The sequence below is a fragment of the Nocardia sp. NPDC003979 genome, from assembly GCF_053605015.1.
Map to the genome: position 1 here is coordinate 33,055 of NZ_JBSGIJ010000022.1, position 18,070 is coordinate 51,124.

Consider the following 18,070-nt stretch of genomic DNA (forward strand, 5'->3'; position numbering starts at 1 on the left):
CACCGGGTGACCGTTGCCGAGAGCACCCGTGGACCCCTGTTGATCCTCGACGGCGCCAGCCTGTGGTTCCGCGCCTACTACGCGATCCCGGACAAACTGCGCGGCGCCGACGGCCGCTCGGTGAACGCGGTGCGCGGTTTCACCGACATGGTCGCCTCGCTGATCACCAAACACCGGCCGAGCAGGCTCGTCGTCGGGCTGGACCTGGACTGGCGCCCGCCGTTCCGGGTGGCGCTCGTGCCGTCGTACAAGGCGCACCGCCTCGACACCAGCAGTACGGCCACGCCCGGCGCCGAGGAGGTTCCCGACACTCTCACCCCGCAGGTGCCGATGATCCTGGACGTGCTCGCGGCGGCCGGGATCGCCACCGGCGGCGCCGAGGGGCTCGAAGCCGACGACGTCCTCGGCACTCTCGCCCACCGCGAGCGCACCGATTCCGTGGTGGTCGTCAGCGGCGACCGCGACCTGCTGCAACTGGTCCGCGACGACCCGGCACCGCCGGTGCGGGTGCTCTACGCGGGCCGTGGCCTGGCCAAGGCCGAGCTGTACGGGCCCGCCGAGGTGTCCGCGAAATACGGTGTGCCCGTGGTCGATGCGGGGCCCGCCTACGCCGATATGGCCACCTTGCGTGGCGACGCCTCCGACGGGTTGCCGGGTGTGGCGGGCATCGGCGACAAATCCGCCGCCCAGCTCATCTCCCGGTTCGGCTCCCTCGACGCCCTGATGGCCGCCGTCGACGATCCCGCTTCCGATCTCGCCAAGGGTGTGCGGGCCAAACTCGTTGCCGCACAGGACTATCTGAAAGCCGCCGCACCGGTGGTCCGGGTGGTCTGCGATGCCGATGTCGAGCTGTCGGGGCCCGACGCCCTGCCCGCGGTTCCCGCCGACCCGCAGCGGCTGCGCGAACTCGCGGCCGCCTACAACGCCGAGAGCCCGATCACCCGGCTGATCGCGGCGCTGGCCGCCGCGCACACCGCGTGAACGACGCCGGGCCGCCCGCATGCAGTGCGGGCGGCCCGGAAACCACCTGGCGGTAGGCTGAAAACCGCGGTACGACAGCCTAGTTGGGGCGGCCGACCTCGTAGGTACCGTCTTCCTTCGTGATCTTCACGGTGACCTTCTTGTCCTCACCGCTGACCTTCAGGTCACAGGTGAAGGTCGCGTCGACCTCGACCTTCTGACCCGACGGGCACGACACATCGGAGACGTCCGCGATGCCGTAGGAGCCGGTGAGCACCGAGGAGACACCGTCCTGCACCGCCGACTGATCGAGCTCGTCGGCCGAGAACACGACGAGCAGCAGGCCGACCACGGCGGCGATCACCAGCACGCCGGCCACGACGAGGCCGATGATCAGGCCCTTGCCCTTACCCTTGCCGCCGGGACCCTGCTGCGGCTGCTGACCCCACTGCTGCTGCGGCTGCTGGCCCCACTGCTGGGCGCCCGCGGGCTGCTGCGCGTTCCAGTCCTGCGGCGGCGGCTGGGTCTGACCCCACTGCTGCTGCGGACCCGTCGGCTGCTGCGGCTGCGGCTGGCCCCACTGCTGCGGCTGCTGGGGTTGCTGCGGCTGACCCCACTGCTGCTGCGGCTGCTGGGGTTGGCCCCACTGCTGCTGCGGTTGCTGTCCGGCGTTGGGGTCACCCCACTGCTGGGTCGGCTGGGCGCCCTGGGGCGGCTGCTGCGGCGGCTGTGCCGCACCACCCCAGTGCTGGGTGGGACCGGCGCCACCGGCCCCCTGCTGACCCCCCCAGTGCTGGGTGGGATCGTTGCTCCCCTCCCCTGGGCCGTTCGGTCCGTACGGGCCGCTCATCCACTCGCCTCCACTCGCATAGTTGTACACACGGTAGCCCCCCGCGCCAGGCCGGCTACGCCAGGAAATCAAATCACAGACGAAACATCTACGCGGCGTCCACCGCGACGACACCCCGTCGGACGGCACGCACGGCTTTGGCCGCGGTGCTCGCGATCTCGGTGTCGTCGGCGGTGTTGTGGATCTGGTCGAGCAGGTCGATCACCTGCCTGCACCAGCGCACGAAGTCGCCCGCCGACATCACGCTGCTCTGATCGCCGCTGGCCAGCAACGCCTCGGCCAACGCGTCACCGCGCGCCCACTTGTACACCCCGTTCACGAATCCCAGGTCGGGTTCGCGGGTGGGCGGCAGCTTGTGCCTCGCCTCGTCGGCACGCAACTGCCCCCACACCTCGATGGTCGCGGCGACCGCGCGCCGGATGGGGTCGGTCGGGCCGTGCGCGGTGAGCAAGCCGGACTCCTGCCGCGATTCGTACACCAGCGCGGACACCACTCCGGCGAGCTCGGCCGGACCGAGTCCGCGCCACAGCCCCTGCCGCAGGCATTCCGCGACGACCAGGTCGCTTTCGGCGTAGATGCGGGCCAGCCGCCTGCCGTCGGGCGTCACTTCACCGTGCTCGACGAAACCGCGTTCCTCGAGCAGGCCGACGATGCGGTCGAAGGTGCGCGCGAGGGAATTCGTCGTCGCGGCAACCTTCTGGCGCATCGACTCGGTCTCGCGGGCCAGCCGCGCGTAGCGCTCGCCGATACGGCTGAGCTGTTCGCGGTCGGGCCTGCTGTGGGCGGGGTGGGCGCGCAGGCTGCGGCGCAGGGTGGCCAGCTGACGGTCCTCGCCCGCGCGGGCGTGATCGTTGCGCCTGCGCCTGCCACGGCCGGGCGCCGAGATGCCGGTTCCGCGCAGGGCCGAGGCGAGGTCGCGGCGGATGCGGGCGGTGCGGTGGTCGACCCGCCGCGGCAACCGCATATGCCCGAGGGGTTCGGCGGGCACGGGGAAGTCGGCGGCGGAAATCCTTCCGGCCCAATGGTCTTCGGTCAACACCAGGGGTCGTGGATCGCCCGGGGTCTGATCGGGTTCGAGGATCACCGCGAGCCCCGCACGCTTGCCCGACGGGATCGCGACCACATCGCCGCGCCGCAATTCGATCAGCGCGCGCACGGCGGCGCCGCGCCGGTCGGCCCGGCCCTGCTGCTGGATGTCGCGCTCGCGCTGCTTGATCCGGTCCCGCAGCGACAGGTACTCCATGAAGTCACCGTCGACGCCGCCGAGCTGGCTCTCCAGCTTGCGCAACGCGCCCTGGTTCTTCTCGATACCGCGCACCAGCCCGACCACCGAGCGGTCGGCCTGGAACTGGGCGAAGGACCGTTCCAGCAGGTTGCGGGCGTCTTCGGCGCCCATCCGGTCGATCAGGTTGATCGACATGTTGTAGCCGGGCCGGAAGGAACTGCGCAGCGGGTAGGTGCGGGTGGAGGCCAGACCGGCGACCGCGCTGGTGTCGACCTCGGGCTGCCACAGCACCACCGCGTGGCCTTCGACATCGATACCGCGCCTGCCCGCGCGACCGGTGAGCTGGGTGTACTCGCCGGGGGTGAGTTCGGCGTGCGTCTCGCCGTTGAACTTCACCAGGCGCTCGAGCACCACCGTGCGGGCGGGCATGTTGATACCGAGGGCAAGGGTCTCGGTGGCGAACACGGCCCGCACGAGGCCCTTGACGAACAGTTCCTCCACCGTGTGCCGGAAGGCGGGCAGCATGCCCGCGTGGTGGGCGGCGAGCCCGCGCTGCAGCGCCTCGCGCCATTCCCAGTACCCGAGCACCTCGAGATCGGCCTTGGGCAGGTCGCCGGTGTGTTTTTCGATGATCTCGTCGACGATTTCGGCGTCGCCCGGCCTGCTCAGATCGAGCCGGGCACGCAGGCATTGGGCCAGCGCGCCGTCGCAGCCTGCCCGGCTGAAGATGAAGGTGATGGCGGGCAGCAGCCCTTCCTCGTCGAGGCGGGACAGCACCTCCGGGCGCGGCAACGGCCGGAAATTGCCACGGGCGCCGCGGCCGCGCGGACCGCCGTACCCGTGCATGCGGTCACTGGCCTCGCGCTGGCGGATGAACCGGACCAGGTCCTCGTCGACGAGGACCTTCTGATCGCTGGATTTCGTGTCGAACAGGTCGAACATCCGCTTACCGACCATCACGTGCTGCCACAGCGGCACCGGCCGCGTCTCGTCGACCACCACCGCGGTGTCGCCGCGCACGGTCTCCATCCACGCGCCGAACTCCTCGGCGTTCGACACCGTCGCCGACAGGCTCACCAGGCGCACATCGGGCGACAGATGCAGGATCACTTCCTCCCACACCGCGCCGCGGAACCGATCAGCCAGGTAGTGCACCTCGTCCATGACGACGTACGACAGTCCGCGCAGCGCGTCGGAGGAGGCGTAGAGCATGTTGCGCAGCACCTCGGTGGTCATCACGACCACGGGCGCGTCGGGGTTGATGGACTGGTCGCCGGTGAGCAGGCCGACGCTGTCGCGACCGTAGCGGGCGGTGAGGTCGGCGAACTTCTGGTTCGACAGCGCCTTGATCGGCGTGGTGTAGAAGCACTTGCCGCCGGAGGCGAGAGCCAGGTGCACGGCGAACTCGCCGACGATGGTCTTACCCGCACCGGTGGGTGCGCAGACCAGCACGCTGTGCCCCTCTTCCAAGGCCTCGCACGCGGTGCGCTGGAAGGGGTCGAGGTCGAACGAGATTTCGCTGGCGAACTGCGCCAACTCGCTGGTCCGCGCGGGAGAATCGGTCACATCTCAGAGCGTATCGGAGTAGTCCGACACCGGTCGCTCTGTTTTCCGTGCGTCCTCGACGGGTCCGCACGGCGCGACCGGATCGGGGGTGCCGAGCGGGGAAGCCTCGTCGTCGGACAGCCCGGCCAGGCCGTCGGCGGCCGCACGCCTGGCCCGGCGCGCGTCGTTGAACCGGGCGAACTGCACCGCCAGCTCGAACAGCACGGTCAGTGCCAGCGCGAGCGCGAGCATCGAGAACGGGTCCTGCGGGGTGACGATCGCGGCGAAAACGAACAGGCCGAACACGATGCCGCGCCGCCACGCCTTGAGCTTCGCGTACGGCAGCACGCCGACGAGGTTGAGCCCGATGACGATCAGCGGCGTCTCGAAGCTGACACCGAAGATGATGAGCAGCTGGATGATGAACCCGAAGTACTGCGTACCGCTGAGCGCGGTGATCTGCACGTTGTCACCGATGGTGAGCAGGAACGACAGGGCGTGCGACACGACGACGTAGGCGAGCACGGCGCCGGTGACGAACAGCACCGATCCCGCACCGACGAACCCGAAGGCGTACCGGCGTTCCTTGGCGTAGAGGCCGGGGGTGATGAACGCCCACAGCTGATACAGCCAGAACGGCGCGGCCAGCACCACACCGGCGGTGAAACCGACCTTCAGGCGGAGCATGAACTGTTCGAACGGCCCGGTCGCGAGCAGTCGGCAGGCGCCGTCGGGCGTGAGGGTGGCGCGGGCGGAGGCGGGCAGCTCACAGTAGGGGCCGCGCAGGATCTCGCCGAGGCTGTCGAGCCCGAACAGCGGGGTGGCGTACCAGAAGAAGCCGAGCAGGGTGGTGACCGCGATGGCGGCGAGGGCGAGCAGCAACCGGGTGCGCAGCTCCTGCAGGTGCTCGACCAACGACATGGTGCCGTCGGGATTCGTCCTGCGCTTGCTGCGCCGTGGATCGAACGGGATGCGCATGGTTGGTGTGGCCTCTAACCCTCGGTTCGGCGGATGCTCGGCAAACAGCACGGCGCCCCGGAGCGGCCGCTACCGCCCCGGGGTGAATGCGTGGGTCAGAGCGTCTTGTGCTGCGGCTGCGGCTGCGCGACCGGGGTGGCCTGGACCTGCGGAGCCGAGGCGGGCAGCTGCTGCTGTGGCGCCGCGTCGGTGGGCGCGGTGGTCGTGGCCGAGGACTCGGCCTGCATCTGCCCGACCTCGCTCTTGAAGATCCGCAGCGACCGGCCGAGACCGCGCGCCGCGTCCGGCAGCCGCTTCGCACCGAAGAGCAGGACGAACAGCAGCGCGATGATCAGCAGGTGCGACCAGCTGAACGTTCCCATTATGAGTTACCTCCAAAGACTGTGGTGATTACCGATGCTACCTGTGCGCGGAGTTTCGTGGACCCGCGCCCGTGGAGGTGTTCGCCACCCGTTCAACGGGCGACGGCGCGTGCGGCGGCGGTCAGTTCGGCGAACAGGCGGCTGCCGCTGAAGCGTCGTTCGTCGCCGGTTTCGGCGGCCCGGATCAGTTCCACGAGCCTGCGGTTGACCGGTGTCGGCCGTCCGACCATCTCGCCGAGGCGCACGATTTCCCCACACAGCCAGGCGATTTCGGTGCGTTTGCCACGGGCCAGGTCGTCGGCCATCGACGACCGCGCCACCGGGTCGATGGCGAGGACCCGGCCGAACACCCGCCGGAACAGCGAGTCGGGAACGCGCAGCAGATGCACCATCAGTTCCGGTGGCACCGGGGTGAGCTGAGCGGGCCGAATTCGCGCAGTGTTCATCACCGCGAGGGCTTCGGACTGAGTGAGGGCGAGGCAGCGCCGGTAGTCGCGGTCGGCCAGTTCCTCGCGCAGCGGCCTGCCCGACAGCGCGTTGATCGGGTTGTTCAGGTTGAGCAGGAGTTTGGCCCACTGGACGGGCCGCAGGTCACGGTGGCGGCGTAGCGGCAGGCCGGCCTCGCGGAAGCGGTCGGCGAACCGGTCGACGACCGGGTCGTCCTGGATGGCGACGACACCCTCGCTGGCCCGGTGGAACCGGCCCTCGCCCCGGTGCACCACGTTGAACATCACCATGCCCGCCAGGACCACACTGGTCGGCAGGATCTCGCGGATGACGGTGTCGTTGCCGATGCCGTTCTGCAGGCTCACCACCGGGGTGCCCGGGCGTAATCGCCCCGCGACGGCGCGCGCGGCGGCGGCCGTGTCGGCGGATTTCACGGTGACCAGGACGAGGTCGGCGCGTTCGGGCTCGTCGGGGGCGAGCGCCAGCCCGAACCGGTCGGGGCCCACTTCGGTGGCGCCGCCGTCGAGGTCGGTCAGGCGCAGGCCGTGTTCGGCGATGTCGTCGAGGACCCGCTGACGTCCGACGAAGATGACTTCCATACCCGCCGCGGCCAGCTGACCACCGACGAAAACCCCGACGCTACCCGCGCCGAGGACGAGGACTCGCTGACTCACGCGGGTTCGGTCTCCCCCAGCAGTCCGGCCGCCGCGTAGGCGGCCAGGGCGGCATCGGCGCGCTCACGCACCGCCGAGACCAGTTCGGGCGGTCCGAGCACACTCACGCCGGTGCCGAACCCGAGCAGCAGCCGTGCCATCCAGTCGGCCGAGGCGAATCGCATCCCCGCTTCGATGCTGCCGTCGGGGCGCGACCGGATGCGGTGCATCGGGTACTGGTCGAGCACCCAGGCGTAGTCCGCGCGGATGCGTAAGCGGGCGAGCGGAACGTCGGGGTCGTCCTGGAACAGGTCGAGCGCGGCGGCGTCGGCGGCGGCGTGGCTCGGCGGACGGGCCGGTTCGTCGAGTTCGGTAGCGTCCTCGATGCGGTCGAACCGGAACAGCCGGACGCCTTCGGCCTGGCGGCACCAGGCCTGCAGGTAGCTGTTGTTGTCGACGAGCACGACCCTGATCGGGTCGACGACGCGTTCGGAGACCTCGTCGCGGCTGGCCGAGTAGTAGACCAGGCGCAGTGCGTGCGCGTCGGCGAGGGCGGCGCGCACGGTGGCCACCACCGGGCGTTCGACGGGTACCTGCGCGGGCGGGCGACTGACATCGCCGCCCGCGATGGCGGATTCGATCTTGGCGATCGCGGCGTGCGCGGCGGTCGGGTCGACCATGCCCGGCATCTCGACGATCGAGCGCAGCGCCACCAGCAGTGCGGTGGCCTCGGTGGAGGTCAGGCGCAGCGGGCGTTCGATGCCGGCCGAGAAGGTGACATCGATGCTCTCCTCGGAGAACGACAGGTCGATGAGGTCGCCGGGGCCGTAGCCGGGCAGCCCGCACATCCACAGCTGGTTGAGGTCGCTCATCAGCTGCTTGGTGGTGACGCCCAGCTCGGCGGCGGCCTCGGCGGCGCTGATGCCGGGGTGCGCGAGCAGGTAGGGCACCATGTTCAGCAGGCGTGAAAGTCGTAGGGACAGGCGCGAACTCACGATGTCACCTCCGTGTGGTCCAGTACCGACCGTAGCCGGTTCATCACGTCGGCGCGCAATTCCGGTGGATCGAGCACCAGCACATCGGGGCCGAGGCCGGTGATGAGCCGGGCCACCCAGTCGCGTGAGCGCACCGGGACCTCGAGCACCGAGCCCGGGCGGCCGCCGAGGTCACGGGTGTCGACCTCGGTGCCGATGCGGCGCAGTTCGCGGCCGCGACCCTTGGCGACCCACACGGTGGCCGTCCCGGTGACAGGCGCGTCGCCGGTGACCCGGTCGACGATGGCGCGCAGGTCGGCGTCGGCCGGTTTGTGGACCGCGTTGACCGGTCCGTACGCCTTAACCTCGCCCCCGATCCGCGAGAGCCGGAACGTGCGCACCGCGTCGCGTTCCCGATCGTGGCCGACGAGGTACCAGCGACCGTGGCGGGTGACGACACCCCACGGTTCGACATCGCGGGTGACGAACGGGTCGGTGACGGCGCTGTGGTGCCCGAACCGCACCGCCTGCCCCGCGTCGATGGCGGCGAGCAGTTCGCGCAGCACCGGTTCGGAGCCTCGCGTACGGGCGGGCACCGCGGGCACCGAGACACCCACGTTGTCGGTCTCCACGGTGACGCCGGCCGCCCGCAACTTCAGCAATGCGCCTTCGGCGGCACCGGCCAGTTCGGGCGACGCCCACATCTGCACGGCGACCGCGACGGCGGCGGCTTCCTCGCTGGACAGGTCGATATCGGGCAGTTCGTAGGCGTCGCGATTGATCCGGTAGCCCTCCAGCGTCGAGAAGCGACCAACCGGACCTACTTCCAGCGGGATGCCGAGGTCGCGCAGTTCGTTCTTGTCGCGCTCGAACATCCGGCTGAACGCCTCGTCGGTCGCGGACTCCTCGTAACCTGCCACGCTGTCACGGATACGTTCCGCGCTCAGGAACTGCCGGGTCGACAACAGCGCGATGACCAGATTCATCAGCCGCTCGACCTTGGATATCGCCACCCGATAGAGGGTAATGGTCGAGGGCGTCGGCTCGCGCGTCGGCGCACGATTGCCGTCGACCGGCCTCAGGCCCCGTCGATCACCAAGCAGAACGGGTGTCCCGCCGGATCGATGAGGACGCGCCAGCGATCCGGTTCCGGTTGCACCTCGGCTTTGGTGGCGCCGAGCGTCAGCAGCCGGGCTTCGCCTTCGTCGAGGTCCGGGACCGCGAAATCGAGGTGGCACTGCTGGGGTGTCTGCTGTCCCGGCCACTGCGGTGGGCGGTAGTCGGCGACGCGCTCGAAGCCGAGCGACACTCCGTTCGGGCCGGTCAGCTCGATGTACTCGGGATCGGAGTCGGGGCTGCGTTCGAAGCCGGTTGCCCGCGCGTAGAACTCGGCGAGCGCATCCGGGTCGGGGCAGTCGATCGTGACGGCGGCCAGCTTCATCCATACCTCCTGCGTCGATGGCGAGAAGTACCTGTCCTCCGACAGCGTGGCACGACGAACGGCTTCTCGCCACCGGCCCGGATCTCACCCGGAAACGCAAGGGCCGCCGGGCGATCACGCCGAATCTACGTGGCGTCGCTCATTCTCCGGAGCCGAAGCGCTGCCGCAGCTCCCGCTTGAGCACTTTGTGCGTCGGGCCGAGCGGGAGTTCGGTGACGAACTCGACGCGACGCGGGTACTTGTACTTGGCGACCCGGGATCTGGCGAAGTCGATCACCTCCTGCTCGCTCACCTCGCCGTCGGGCACGACTACGGCGACAATCTCCTCGCCGTAGTGCTCGTCGGGCACCCCGATGACAGCCACCTGGGCGATGTGTGGATGCCGCATCAGTGCTGCCTCGACCTCCGTCGGGTACACGTTGAAACCGCCGCGCAGGATCATCTCCTTGATGCGGTCGACGATGCGGATCCGGCCGGTCTCGTCGCGGGTGCCGAGGTCGCCGGTGCGGAACCAGCCGTCGATCACGGCGGCGGCGGTCGCCTCGGGCTTGCCGGTGTAGCCGCTGAACACGTTGTGTCCGCGGACCACCACTTCCCCGACCTCGCCTGCCGGCAGCAGCTCGATGCGGTCGGCGATGTCCGGGTCGGCGATCTCCACGTCGACACCCCATACCGGGTGCCCGACGGTGCCTGCCTCGGTTCCGTACACCGGCTGATTCACCGCGGCCGTCGGTGAGGTCTCCGACAGGCCGTACCCTTCGAGCACGGGCGCCCGGAAGAGCCGTTCGAACTCCTCGAGCACGGACACCGGCAGTGCGGCACCGCCGCTGACACAGAGCTTCAGCGCCGGGAGCCCGGTCGCGGTCGCGGCGGCCTCGATCAGCGACAGGTACATGGTCGGCACCCCGTGGAAGAGGTTGACCCGTTCGGCCGTCATCAATGCGATCGCCTGCGCGGCGTCGAATCTCGGCATCAGTACCAGGGTGCCGCCGACGCGCCAGTGCGAGTTCATCGACACGGTCTGCCCGAACACATGGAACAGTGGCAAGGCGCCGAGGGCGATGTCGTCGCGGTGGATCTCGTTGGCGTCGAAGGTGTTCACCGTCGCGCACATCACCATGTTGAGATGGCTCAGCTCGGCGCCCTTGGGGGTGCCGGTGGTGCCGCTGGTGTAGAACACCACGGCCGTGTCGAGCGGCCCACGCGCGACGAAGTTCGGGATCGGCTCGCCGACAAGGTCTTGCGGCGCCACCACCTCGATTCCGGCGGCCCGCGCGGCCTCGCCACCGGTCTGCGCGACCATCGGGTGGCAGATCAGCAGGCGGGCGCCGCTGTCGCGCAGGACGTATTCCATCTCCGGTGCGGTGAGCAGCAGATGCACCGGCACCACGGTCGCACCGGCGGCCAGCACGGCGAAGTAGGCACGCGGGAAGTCGGCGGTGTTCGGGCACAGCAGCGCCACCCGGTCACCGGGTTTGACACCACGCGCGATCAGCGCTGCGGCCTGCGCGCGGGCTTGCCGCCACAGATCGGCGAAGGTGATGCGGTGTTCGCCCTCGATCAGGGCGAGGTGCTCGGGGCGGCGGCGGGCGGGTTCGGCGAGGATGCTCGCCAGAGAGAGGGTGGCGTTCACGGGGGCTCCTGGGTTCGACGGCGTCGGCGAGGTGTTGTCCGAACCCGCTGGTGCGAGCGGACGTTGTTGCGGTGATGGGCGATAACTGACTCCGACCGGGTCGGGATCGTCATGGATTGCGGGTGGGGCTGGGTTGGGCCGTCGGGTTGCACGACGGTGTCCGACATCGAGGCCGCTCAGGCCGGTGCTACGCGGGTCGGGCAGCTGTGCGTGCCGGCCGGGATGTTTCGCCCGGGTGCGGGCGTGTCAGGCGCGATCGGAGGGCGACACGACCGACTGTTGTGCGGGCGGGTCATCGGTGCAGGTGGACGGCCAGACCTTGGCCCACACCGACGCACAGGGTGGCGATCGCGTGGTGCGCGTCGCGTTCGGCCAGTTCGATCGCCGCGGTGAGTGCCAGCCGGGTGCCGCTTGCCCCGAGCGGATGGCCGAGGGCGATCGCCCCGCCGTTCGGGTTGAGGTGCTCGGCGTCGTCGGGCAGACCGAGCGCCCGCACCACCGCGAGCGCCTGGGCGGCGAAGGCCTCGTTGAGCTCGACCACGTCGATGTCACCGATGCCGAGACCCGTTCGGGCGAGTAGCTTGCCGACCGCCGGAACCGGACCGATGCCCATCGTGCGCGGCGGCACGCCCGCCCCCGCGACCGCACCTACGCGGGCGAGCGGGGTGAGACCGTAGCGGTGTACGGCGGCTTCGGAGGCGAGCAGGACCGCCGCGGCACCGTCGTTGATGCCCGAGGAGTTGCCCGCGGTGATCGAGCCCCCCGCCACCACCGGTGGCAGGGCGGCGAGTTTGTCGGCGCTGGTCTCGCGCGGATGTTCGTCGCGCTCGACGACGACCGGTTCGCCCCGCCGCTGCGTGACCGGGACCGGGGTGATCTCGCGGGCGAGTCGCCCGCGCGCGATCGCGGTCGCCGCCCGCTGCTGCGAGCGCAGGGCGAAGGCGTCCTGATCGGCGCGGGACACGCCGTGCTCGTCGGCGACGTGCTGGGCCGTCTCGGGCATGGTGTCGGTGCCGTACCGCTCGTGCAGGCGCGGATTCACCAGTCGCCAGCCGAGGGTGGTATCGGCCACTTGGGTCGAGCGATCCCAGGGCACGGCACTTTTGGGCAGCACATAGGGTGCCCGCGTCATGGACTCGACCCCGCCGGCGATCACAAGATCGGCATCTCCGGCCCGGATCGCGCGTGCCGCGTACCCCACCGCGTCCAGCCCTGAGGCGCACAGACGGTTCACGGTGACGCCCGGCACGCTGACCGGCAGCCCGGCCAGCAGCGCCGCCATCCGCGCGACGTTACGGTTGTCCTCACCCGCCTGATTGGCGCAGCCGAACACCACATCGTCGACGGCTGCCCAGTCCACAGCGGGAAACCTTTGCACCAGAGCGGAAATCACGTGGGCGGCCAGGTCGTCGGGCCGCACCTCGGCCAGTGCGCCACCGTAGCGGCCGAAGGGAGTTCGCACACCGTCGACCAGATACGCGGTGGCCATCACAGACCCATGTTCTTGGCGATGATCATCTTCATCACCTCGCTGGTGCCGCCGTAGATCCGGTTCACCCGGTTGTCGGCGTACAAGCGCGCCACCGGGTATTCGGTGATGTAGCCGTAGCCGCCGTGCAGTTGCAGGCAGCGGTCGATCACTCGCGAGGCCACCTCGGTGCAGAACAGTTTGGCCGACGCGGCGTCGGCGGGGCTGAGCTCGCCGCTGTCGAGCGCGTCGAGGGCCCGATCCACCACCGCTTCGGCCGCGTCGACCTCGGCCTGGCAGGCGGCCAGCTCGAACTTGGTGTTCTGGAACTGCGCCACCGGCTGACCGAAAACCTTGCGGTCCCTCGTGTATTCGAGGGCGAACCGGATCGCCGCCTTCCCCTGCGCGTAGGCACCGAGCGCGATCGACAGCCGTTCCTGGGGCAGGTTCTGCCCCAGGTAATCGAAACCCTGGTGCGGCTCGCCCAGCAGATCCGACACCGGCACCCGCACATCGGTGAAGGACAGTTCCGCCGTGTCGGACACCTTCAGCCCGAGCTTGTCCAGTTTGCGCCCGACCGCGTATCCCGGAGAGGTCGTGTCGACCGCGAACAGCGAGATCCCGTGTCTGCGATCGGTATCCGAGGGCGGCGCGGTCCGCGCGCAGACGATCACGCGGTCGGCGTGTACCCCGCCGGTGATGAACGTCTTCGCGCCGTTGAGCACGTAATGCGTACCGTCCTCGGCCAACTGGGCGGTCGTGCGCATTCCGGCGAGGTCGGAGCCGGTGCCCGGTTCGGTCATGGCGATGGCGAACATGATCTCGCCCGACACGAAACCCGGCAGCCAGCGGTGCTTCTGTTCCTCGGTGGCGAGGTTCTTCAGGTAGGGCAGGCACAGCCCCACGTGCACACCCGAGCCACCGAAAGACACACCCGCACGGGCCGTTTCCTCGAGCAGGACGGCCTGGAACTTGAACGATTCGATACCGGCGCCACCGTATTCCTCGGGCACTTCGATCCCGAACACACCCAGCTCGGCCAGCTCGCGGTAGAACTCGCGCGGCACGATGCCCGCTTCGTACCACTGGTCGTACACGGGAACGACCCGCGACTCGATGAACGCGCGCACCGTCTTACGGAACGCTTCGTGCTCGTCGGTGAAAACTGTTCGCTGCATGATGATCTCCGCGATTCAGAGACGGCGTCCGCCGTCGACGTACATGGTTTGCCCGGTGACGAATCCGGCGTCGTCGGAGGCCAGGAACGCGACCACGTTCGCGATGTCGGCGGGGGTGCCGACGCGCCGCAACGGGGTGATCTCGGCGGTCTTCGCCTGCAAGTCCTCGGCGCTCACACCCATGCGTTCGGCGGTGGCCGCGGTCATCTCGGTGGCGATGAAGCCCGGCGCCACCGCGTTGACCCGGATACCGAACGGGCCGAGTTCCATCGCCAGCGTCCGGGTGAGTCCCTGGATGCCTGCTTTGGCCGCGGCGTAGTTGGCCTGGCCGCGGTTGCCGAGCGCCGACACACTCGAGGTGTTGACGATGGCCCCACTTCTGTTGTCCACCATGTGTTTCTGCGCGGCTCGGCTGCACAGGAACGCGCCGCGCAGGTGCACGGACATGACGGTGTCCCAGTCGTCGACCGACATCTTGAACAGCAGGTTGTCGCGCAGCACGCCCGCGTTGTTCACCAGCACATCGAGGGACCCGAGGTCGGCGACGGTCCGGGCGACCGCGTCGGCGACCTGGGCCTCGTCGGACACATCGCAGCCGATGCCGATCGCGGTGCCACCCGCGGCGTTGATCTTTCCGGCGGCCAGCTTCGCGGCGTCGGGGTCGAGGTCGACCACCGCCACCGCGCAGCCGGCCTCGGCCAGGCGCGCCGCGGTCGCCGCGCCGATACCGCGCGCGGCCCCGGTCACGAAGGCAGTTCTCGAGGGCATGAGTCGTACTCCTGTGTCAGACAATGGCGTTAACGCCGGTGAGGGCGCGGCCGATGAGCAGTTTCTGGATCTGGGTCGTGCCCTCGTAGAGGGTGAGCACGCGGGCGTCGCGCAGATATTTGGCGACGGGGTATTCGTCGATGTAGCCGTACCCGCCGAACACCTGGATGGCGTTGTTCGCCGCTTTCACCGCGGCTTCGGAGGCGAACAGCTTCGCCATCGAGGCGGCGGTACCGAACGGCTCACCCCGGTCGACGAGGTCGGCCGCGCGCCAGGCGAGCAGTCGCGCGGCCTCGGTCTCCACCGCGATGTCGGCCAGCAGTTCCTGCACGAGCTGATAGCCCGCGATCGGTTTCCCGAACTGCTCGCGTTCACCGGCGTAACGCACCGACGCCTCCAGGCAGGCCCGCGCCACACCCACGCACCCCGCGGCGACGCCGATGCGGCCCTTGTCCAGCGCGCCCATCGCGATACGGAATCCCTGGCCGAGTTCTCCCAACCGATTCGCGTCGGAGACACGCACGCCGTCGAGGACGAGTTCGGCGGTGGCCTGGCCACGCAGCCCGAGTTTGCCCTTGATCTCGGTCCGGCCGAAACCCGGCGCGTCGGTGGGCACGAGGAACGCGGTGATTCCCTTCGGGCCCGGACCGCCGGTGCGAGCGAACACCAGGGCGATGTCGGCCCAGGTGCCGTTGGTGATGAAGATCTTGGTACCGGAAATGACCCAGTCGTCGCCCTCGCGGGTCGCCCGGGTGACCAGGCCCGCCGCGTCGGAGCCGGTGCCCGGCTCGGTCAGCGCGAAACAGCCGAGCCGCTCGCCCTCGCACAGCGACGGCAGGAACCGGCGCTTCTGCTCCTCGGTGCCATAAGCCGCGATCGACTTGCCGACCAGGCCGAGCGAGACCGACACGATGCCGCGCACCGCGCTGTCGCCGCGACCCAACTCCTCGAGCAGCACGCAGTAGGCGAGCATGTCGCCACCGGAACCACCGAATTCCTCGTCGATCCCGATGCCGAGGAATCCCATCGCGCCGAGTTTGCCCACGATCGCCGGGTCGACCGATTCCTCCCGGTCCCACCGCGTCGCATGCGGTACGACCTCCTTGTCCACCCAGCTGCGGGCGAGATCGCGCAGATCACTGTGCGCCGACGAGAGTTGGAAATCCACAGGACACTCCTGAACCAAACAGCGTTAGGTTTACTCGGGCACCGTATCCTAACGACGTTCGGTTAATCAAGAGGTGTTCTCCGCCCGCGGTGATACGGTTCGTGTCCCGAGGAGTTCCCGCAGGAGAGGAAGGCGCATTGGCCAGGCCGCGCGTACCGCTGTTGAGCCGCGAGCGCATCCGCGAGGCCGCGCTGGCCCTGATCGACCGCGACGGCTTGGCCGAGGTCTCCATGCGCAAGCTGGCCGCCGAGCTCGGTGTGCAGGCCGCCTCGCTCTACGGCCACTACCCCAACAAGGACGAACTGCTCGACGACATCGCCGCCCGCATCATGAGCCGCGTCGACACCTCGGCCTTCGACACCGCGACCTGGGACGAGGCGCTGGCCGCCTGGGCCCGCAGCTACCGAGCCGCCCTGGCCACCCACCCCAACTTCGTCCCCTACCTCGCCGCAGGCCCCGGCCGCCGTACCGAGAACCTGCGCGCCGCCGACGCCGTCCACGGCGGCCTCGTCGGGGCAGGCTGGCCGCCCCGCTACGCCACCATGATCGGCGCCGCCACCCGTTACCTGGTGATGGGCTCGACGGTCGGCTCGTTCGCCGGCGGTTTCGCCGACGATGTCCAGGTCTACCGCGACCGCTACCCCCACCTGAACCAGGCCCACCTGCTCCGCGCGATCGCCGACGAAATCGACGACGACAGCTTCGAATTGGCTCTGACAGCATTCATCGCGGGGCTACAGACCACCTATGCGGCGGTTGTCGCCGACTGATCTACGGCACTGCCCGACTGCGGCATAGTGGCGCCGACAACCTCAGCTCCTCCACACAGCACAAAACCGGTGGCGCCTACGCGTTCGCTCCCATGCGCCACCGGTTTTGTCGGTCCCCCCGTCTGTGGGGGTTCGCCTACATCGAGGCGATCAGCCGATCGACTCGCTCGTCGACCGACCGGAACGGGTCCTTGCACAACACTGTCCGCTGCGCCTGATCGTTGAGCTTCAGATGCACCCAGTCGACAGTGAAATCGCGACCGGCCTCCTGAGCCGCGGTGATGAAGTCACCCCGCAACTTGGCGCGGGTGGTCTGCGGCGGCGTCTCGACCGCGGCGTCCACCGCCTCGTCCTCGGTGATCCGCTTCGCCAGCCCCTTGCGCTGCAGCAGGTCGAACACCCCGCGTCCACGCTTGATGTCGTGGTAGGCGAGGTCCAGCTGGGCGATCTTGGGATCGGACAATTCCATGCTGTACCGGTCCTGGTACCGCTGGAACAACTTGCGCTTGATCACCCAGTCGATCTCGGTGTCGACTTTGGCGAAGTCCTGCGCCTCGACCGCGTCGAGCGTGCGGCCCCACAGGTCGACGACCGCGTCGATCTGCGGGTCGCGGTCCCGGTTGCGCAGGTGGTCGACGGCCCGCGCGTAGTACTCACGCTGGATCTCGAGCGCACTGGCCTGCCGTCCGCCCGCCAGCCGCACGGGCCGGCGGCCGGTGAGGTCGTGGCTCACCTCGCGAATGGCGCGGATCGGGTTGTCGAGGGCGAAGTCGCGGAACGACACCCCGGCCTCGATCATCTCCAGCACCAGCGAGGCGGTGCCCACCTTGAGCATCGTCGTCGGTTCGGCCATGTTCGAGTCGCCGACGATCACGTGCAGGCGCCGGTACTTCTCGGCGTCGGCGTGCGGTTCGTCGCGGGTGTTGATGATCGGGCGCGACCGGGTGGTCGCCGAGGACACACCCTCCCAGATGTGCTCGGCGCGCTGCGAGAGGCAGAAGGTGGCCGCCTTCGGCGTCTGCAGCACCTTGCCGGCGCCGCAGATGAGCTGACGCGTCACCAGGAACGGCAACAGCACATCCGAGATCCGGGAGAACTCGCCGGCACGCACCACGAGGAAGTTCTCGTGGCAGCCGTAGGAGTTGCCTGCGGAGTCGGTGTTGTTCTTGAACAGGTAGATGTCGCCGCCGATGCCTTCTTCGGCCAACCGCTGTTCGGCGTCGATGAGCAGCTCTTCGAGCACCCGCTCACCGGCCCGGTCGTGGGTGACCAGCTGCACCAGGCTGTCGCATTCGGCCGTGGCGTACTCGGGATGCGATCCGACGTCGAGGTACAACCTGGCACCGTTGCGAAGGAAGACATTAGAGCTACGGCCCCAGGACACCACCCGGCGGAACAGGTACCGGGCCACCTCGTCGGGGGACAGCCGACGGTGACCGTGGAAGGTGCACGTCACACCGAACTCGGTCTCGATCCCCATGATTCGTCGCTGCACACTATCGACACTACAGCCATGACCAGTACCCGCGCGGCGCTCTGAGATCCCATTCGCATACGTGTTCACAACGATTCGGACAGCGAACGACCGTGTGCCCACGACGAGGTCGGGCCCGTGAACCGAGGTGGTTCACGGGCCCGATCACGATCTTC

16 protein-coding genes are annotated in these 18,070 nt (G+C 69.2%); 2 read left to right on the forward strand and 14 right to left on the reverse strand.

All coding sequences use genetic code 11. The annotated features are described in order from the left end of the window. Positions 1 to 6: 6 nt before the first annotated feature. Positions 7 to 981, forward strand: coding sequence for a 5'-3' exonuclease (locus ACWEVR_RS29400; RefSeq protein WP_452469588.1), 975 nt, complete (start codon positions 7 to 9; stop codon positions 979 to 981). Positions 982 to 1,060: 79 nt separating this feature from the next. Here ACWEVR_RS29400 and ACWEVR_RS29405 read toward each other — a convergent pair whose 3' ends face one another. The 13 genes from ACWEVR_RS29405 to ACWEVR_RS29465 form a co-directional block, all read right to left on the reverse strand. Next, positions 1,061 to 1,810: a DUF4333 domain-containing protein gene (locus tag ACWEVR_RS29405; protein ID WP_452469589.1), complete on the reverse strand. Its 750-nt coding sequence runs from the start codon at positions 1,808 to 1,810 to the stop codon at positions 1,061 to 1,063. Positions 1,811 to 1,898: 88 nt separating this feature from the next. Then, positions 1,899 to 4,601, reverse strand: a complete 2,703-nt coding sequence (locus ACWEVR_RS29410; RefSeq protein WP_452469590.1) for a DEAD/DEAH box helicase — start codon at positions 4,599 to 4,601, stop codon at positions 1,899 to 1,901. A 3-nt stretch (positions 4,602 to 4,604) separates the two neighbouring features. Next, the gene (gene tatC / locus ACWEVR_RS29415; protein WP_452469591.1) at positions 4,605 to 5,558 is read right to left on the reverse strand and encodes a twin-arginine translocase subunit TatC; all 954 of its coding nucleotides are present in this window, start codon (positions 5,556 to 5,558) and stop codon (positions 4,605 to 4,607) included. A gap of 95 nt (positions 5,559 to 5,653) precedes the next feature. Then, positions 5,654 to 5,920, reverse strand: coding sequence for a Sec-independent protein translocase subunit TatA (tatA, locus tag ACWEVR_RS29420; RefSeq protein WP_067492102.1), 267 nt, complete (start codon positions 5,918 to 5,920; stop codon positions 5,654 to 5,656). 92 nt (positions 5,921 to 6,012) lie between these two features. Continuing rightward, a complete protein-coding gene (locus ACWEVR_RS29425; protein WP_452469592.1) occupies positions 6,013 to 7,041 on the reverse strand; it encodes a 2-dehydropantoate 2-reductase in 1,029 nt (342 codons plus the stop codon). Further along, complete coding sequence (locus tag ACWEVR_RS29430) at positions 7,038 to 8,015, reverse strand: helix-turn-helix transcriptional regulator (RefSeq protein WP_452469593.1); 978 nt, start codon at positions 8,013 to 8,015, stop codon at positions 7,038 to 7,040. The genes ACWEVR_RS29425 and ACWEVR_RS29430 overlap by 4 nt, the downstream gene beginning before the upstream one ends. Beyond that, the gene (locus ACWEVR_RS29435) at positions 8,012 to 9,007 is read right to left on the reverse strand and encodes a helix-turn-helix transcriptional regulator (protein WP_084456314.1); all 996 of its coding nucleotides are present in this window, start codon (positions 9,005 to 9,007) and stop codon (positions 8,012 to 8,014) included. Before ACWEVR_RS29435 ends, ACWEVR_RS29430 begins: the two co-directional genes overlap by 4 nt. A 65-nt stretch (positions 9,008 to 9,072) precedes the next feature. Further along, on the reverse strand, positions 9,073 to 9,435 hold the full coding sequence (locus ACWEVR_RS29440) for a VOC family protein (RefSeq protein ID WP_208115299.1): 363 nt from the start codon (positions 9,433 to 9,435) through the stop codon (positions 9,073 to 9,075). A gap of 139 nt (positions 9,436 to 9,574) precedes the next feature. After that, entirely contained in the window at positions 9,575 to 11,068 is a 1,494-nt protein-coding gene (locus ACWEVR_RS29445; protein ID WP_452469594.1) for a long-chain-fatty-acid--CoA ligase, read from the reverse strand. Positions 11,069 to 11,360: 292 nt separating this feature from the next. Continuing rightward, positions 11,361 to 12,557 (reverse strand): 3-oxoadipyl-CoA thiolase, encoded by a 1,197-nt coding sequence (gene pcaF / locus ACWEVR_RS29450; protein WP_452469618.1) that lies wholly within the window; start codon positions 12,555 to 12,557, stop codon positions 11,361 to 11,363. Beyond that, the gene (locus ACWEVR_RS29455; protein WP_452469595.1) at positions 12,557 to 13,714 is read right to left on the reverse strand and encodes an acyl-CoA dehydrogenase family protein; all 1,158 of its coding nucleotides are present in this window, start codon (positions 13,712 to 13,714) and stop codon (positions 12,557 to 12,559) included. The genes pcaF and ACWEVR_RS29455 overlap by 1 nt, the downstream gene beginning before the upstream one ends. Before the next feature lie 15 nt (positions 13,715 to 13,729). Next, positions 13,730 to 14,482, reverse strand: a complete 753-nt coding sequence (gene fabG, locus ACWEVR_RS29460) for a 3-oxoacyl-ACP reductase FabG (protein WP_452469596.1) — start codon at positions 14,480 to 14,482, stop codon at positions 13,730 to 13,732. A 16-nt stretch (positions 14,483 to 14,498) separates the two neighbouring features. Continuing rightward, entirely contained in the window at positions 14,499 to 15,650 is a 1,152-nt protein-coding gene (locus ACWEVR_RS29465; protein WP_452469597.1) for an acyl-CoA dehydrogenase family protein, read from the reverse strand. A gap of 137 nt (positions 15,651 to 15,787) precedes the next feature. Between ACWEVR_RS29465 and ACWEVR_RS29470 the strand changes: the two genes are divergently transcribed. Further along, on the forward strand, positions 15,788 to 16,420 hold the full coding sequence (locus tag ACWEVR_RS29470; protein WP_452469598.1) for a TetR/AcrR family transcriptional regulator: 633 nt from the start codon (positions 15,788 to 15,790) through the stop codon (positions 16,418 to 16,420). A gap of 136 nt (positions 16,421 to 16,556) precedes the next feature. Here the strand turns inward: ACWEVR_RS29470 and pafA are convergent, their stop codons facing one another. Next, positions 16,557 to 17,915, reverse strand: coding sequence for a Pup--protein ligase (pafA, locus tag ACWEVR_RS29475; protein ID WP_181696425.1), 1,359 nt, complete (start codon positions 17,913 to 17,915; stop codon positions 16,557 to 16,559). Positions 17,916 to 18,070 lie beyond the last annotated feature (155 nt).

Coding starts and splice junctions, on each gene's coding strand:
- ACWEVR_RS29455 (WP_452469595.1), bottom strand. CDS start 13,714: ATGCAGCGAACAGTTTTCACCGACGAGCACGAAGCGTTCCGTAAGACG.
- fabG (WP_452469596.1), bottom strand. CDS start 14,482: ATGCCCTCGAGAACTGCCTTCGTGACCGGGGCCGCGCGCGGTATCGGC.
- ACWEVR_RS29440 (WP_208115299.1), bottom strand. CDS start 9,435: ATGAAGCTGGCCGCCGTCACGATCGACTGCCCCGACCCGGATGCGCTC.
- pcaF (WP_452469618.1), bottom strand. CDS start 12,557: ATGGCCACCGCGTATCTGGTCGACGGTGTGCGAACTCCCTTCGGCCGC.
- ACWEVR_RS29405 (WP_452469589.1), bottom strand. CDS start 1,810: ATGAGCGGCCCGTACGGACCGAACGGCCCAGGGGAGGGGAGCAACGAT.
- tatA (WP_067492102.1), bottom strand. CDS start 5,920: ATGGGAACGTTCAGCTGGTCGCACCTGCTGATCATCGCGCTGCTGTTC.
- tatC (WP_452469591.1), bottom strand. CDS start 5,558: ATGCGCATCCCGTTCGATCCACGGCGCAGCAAGCGCAGGACGAATCCC.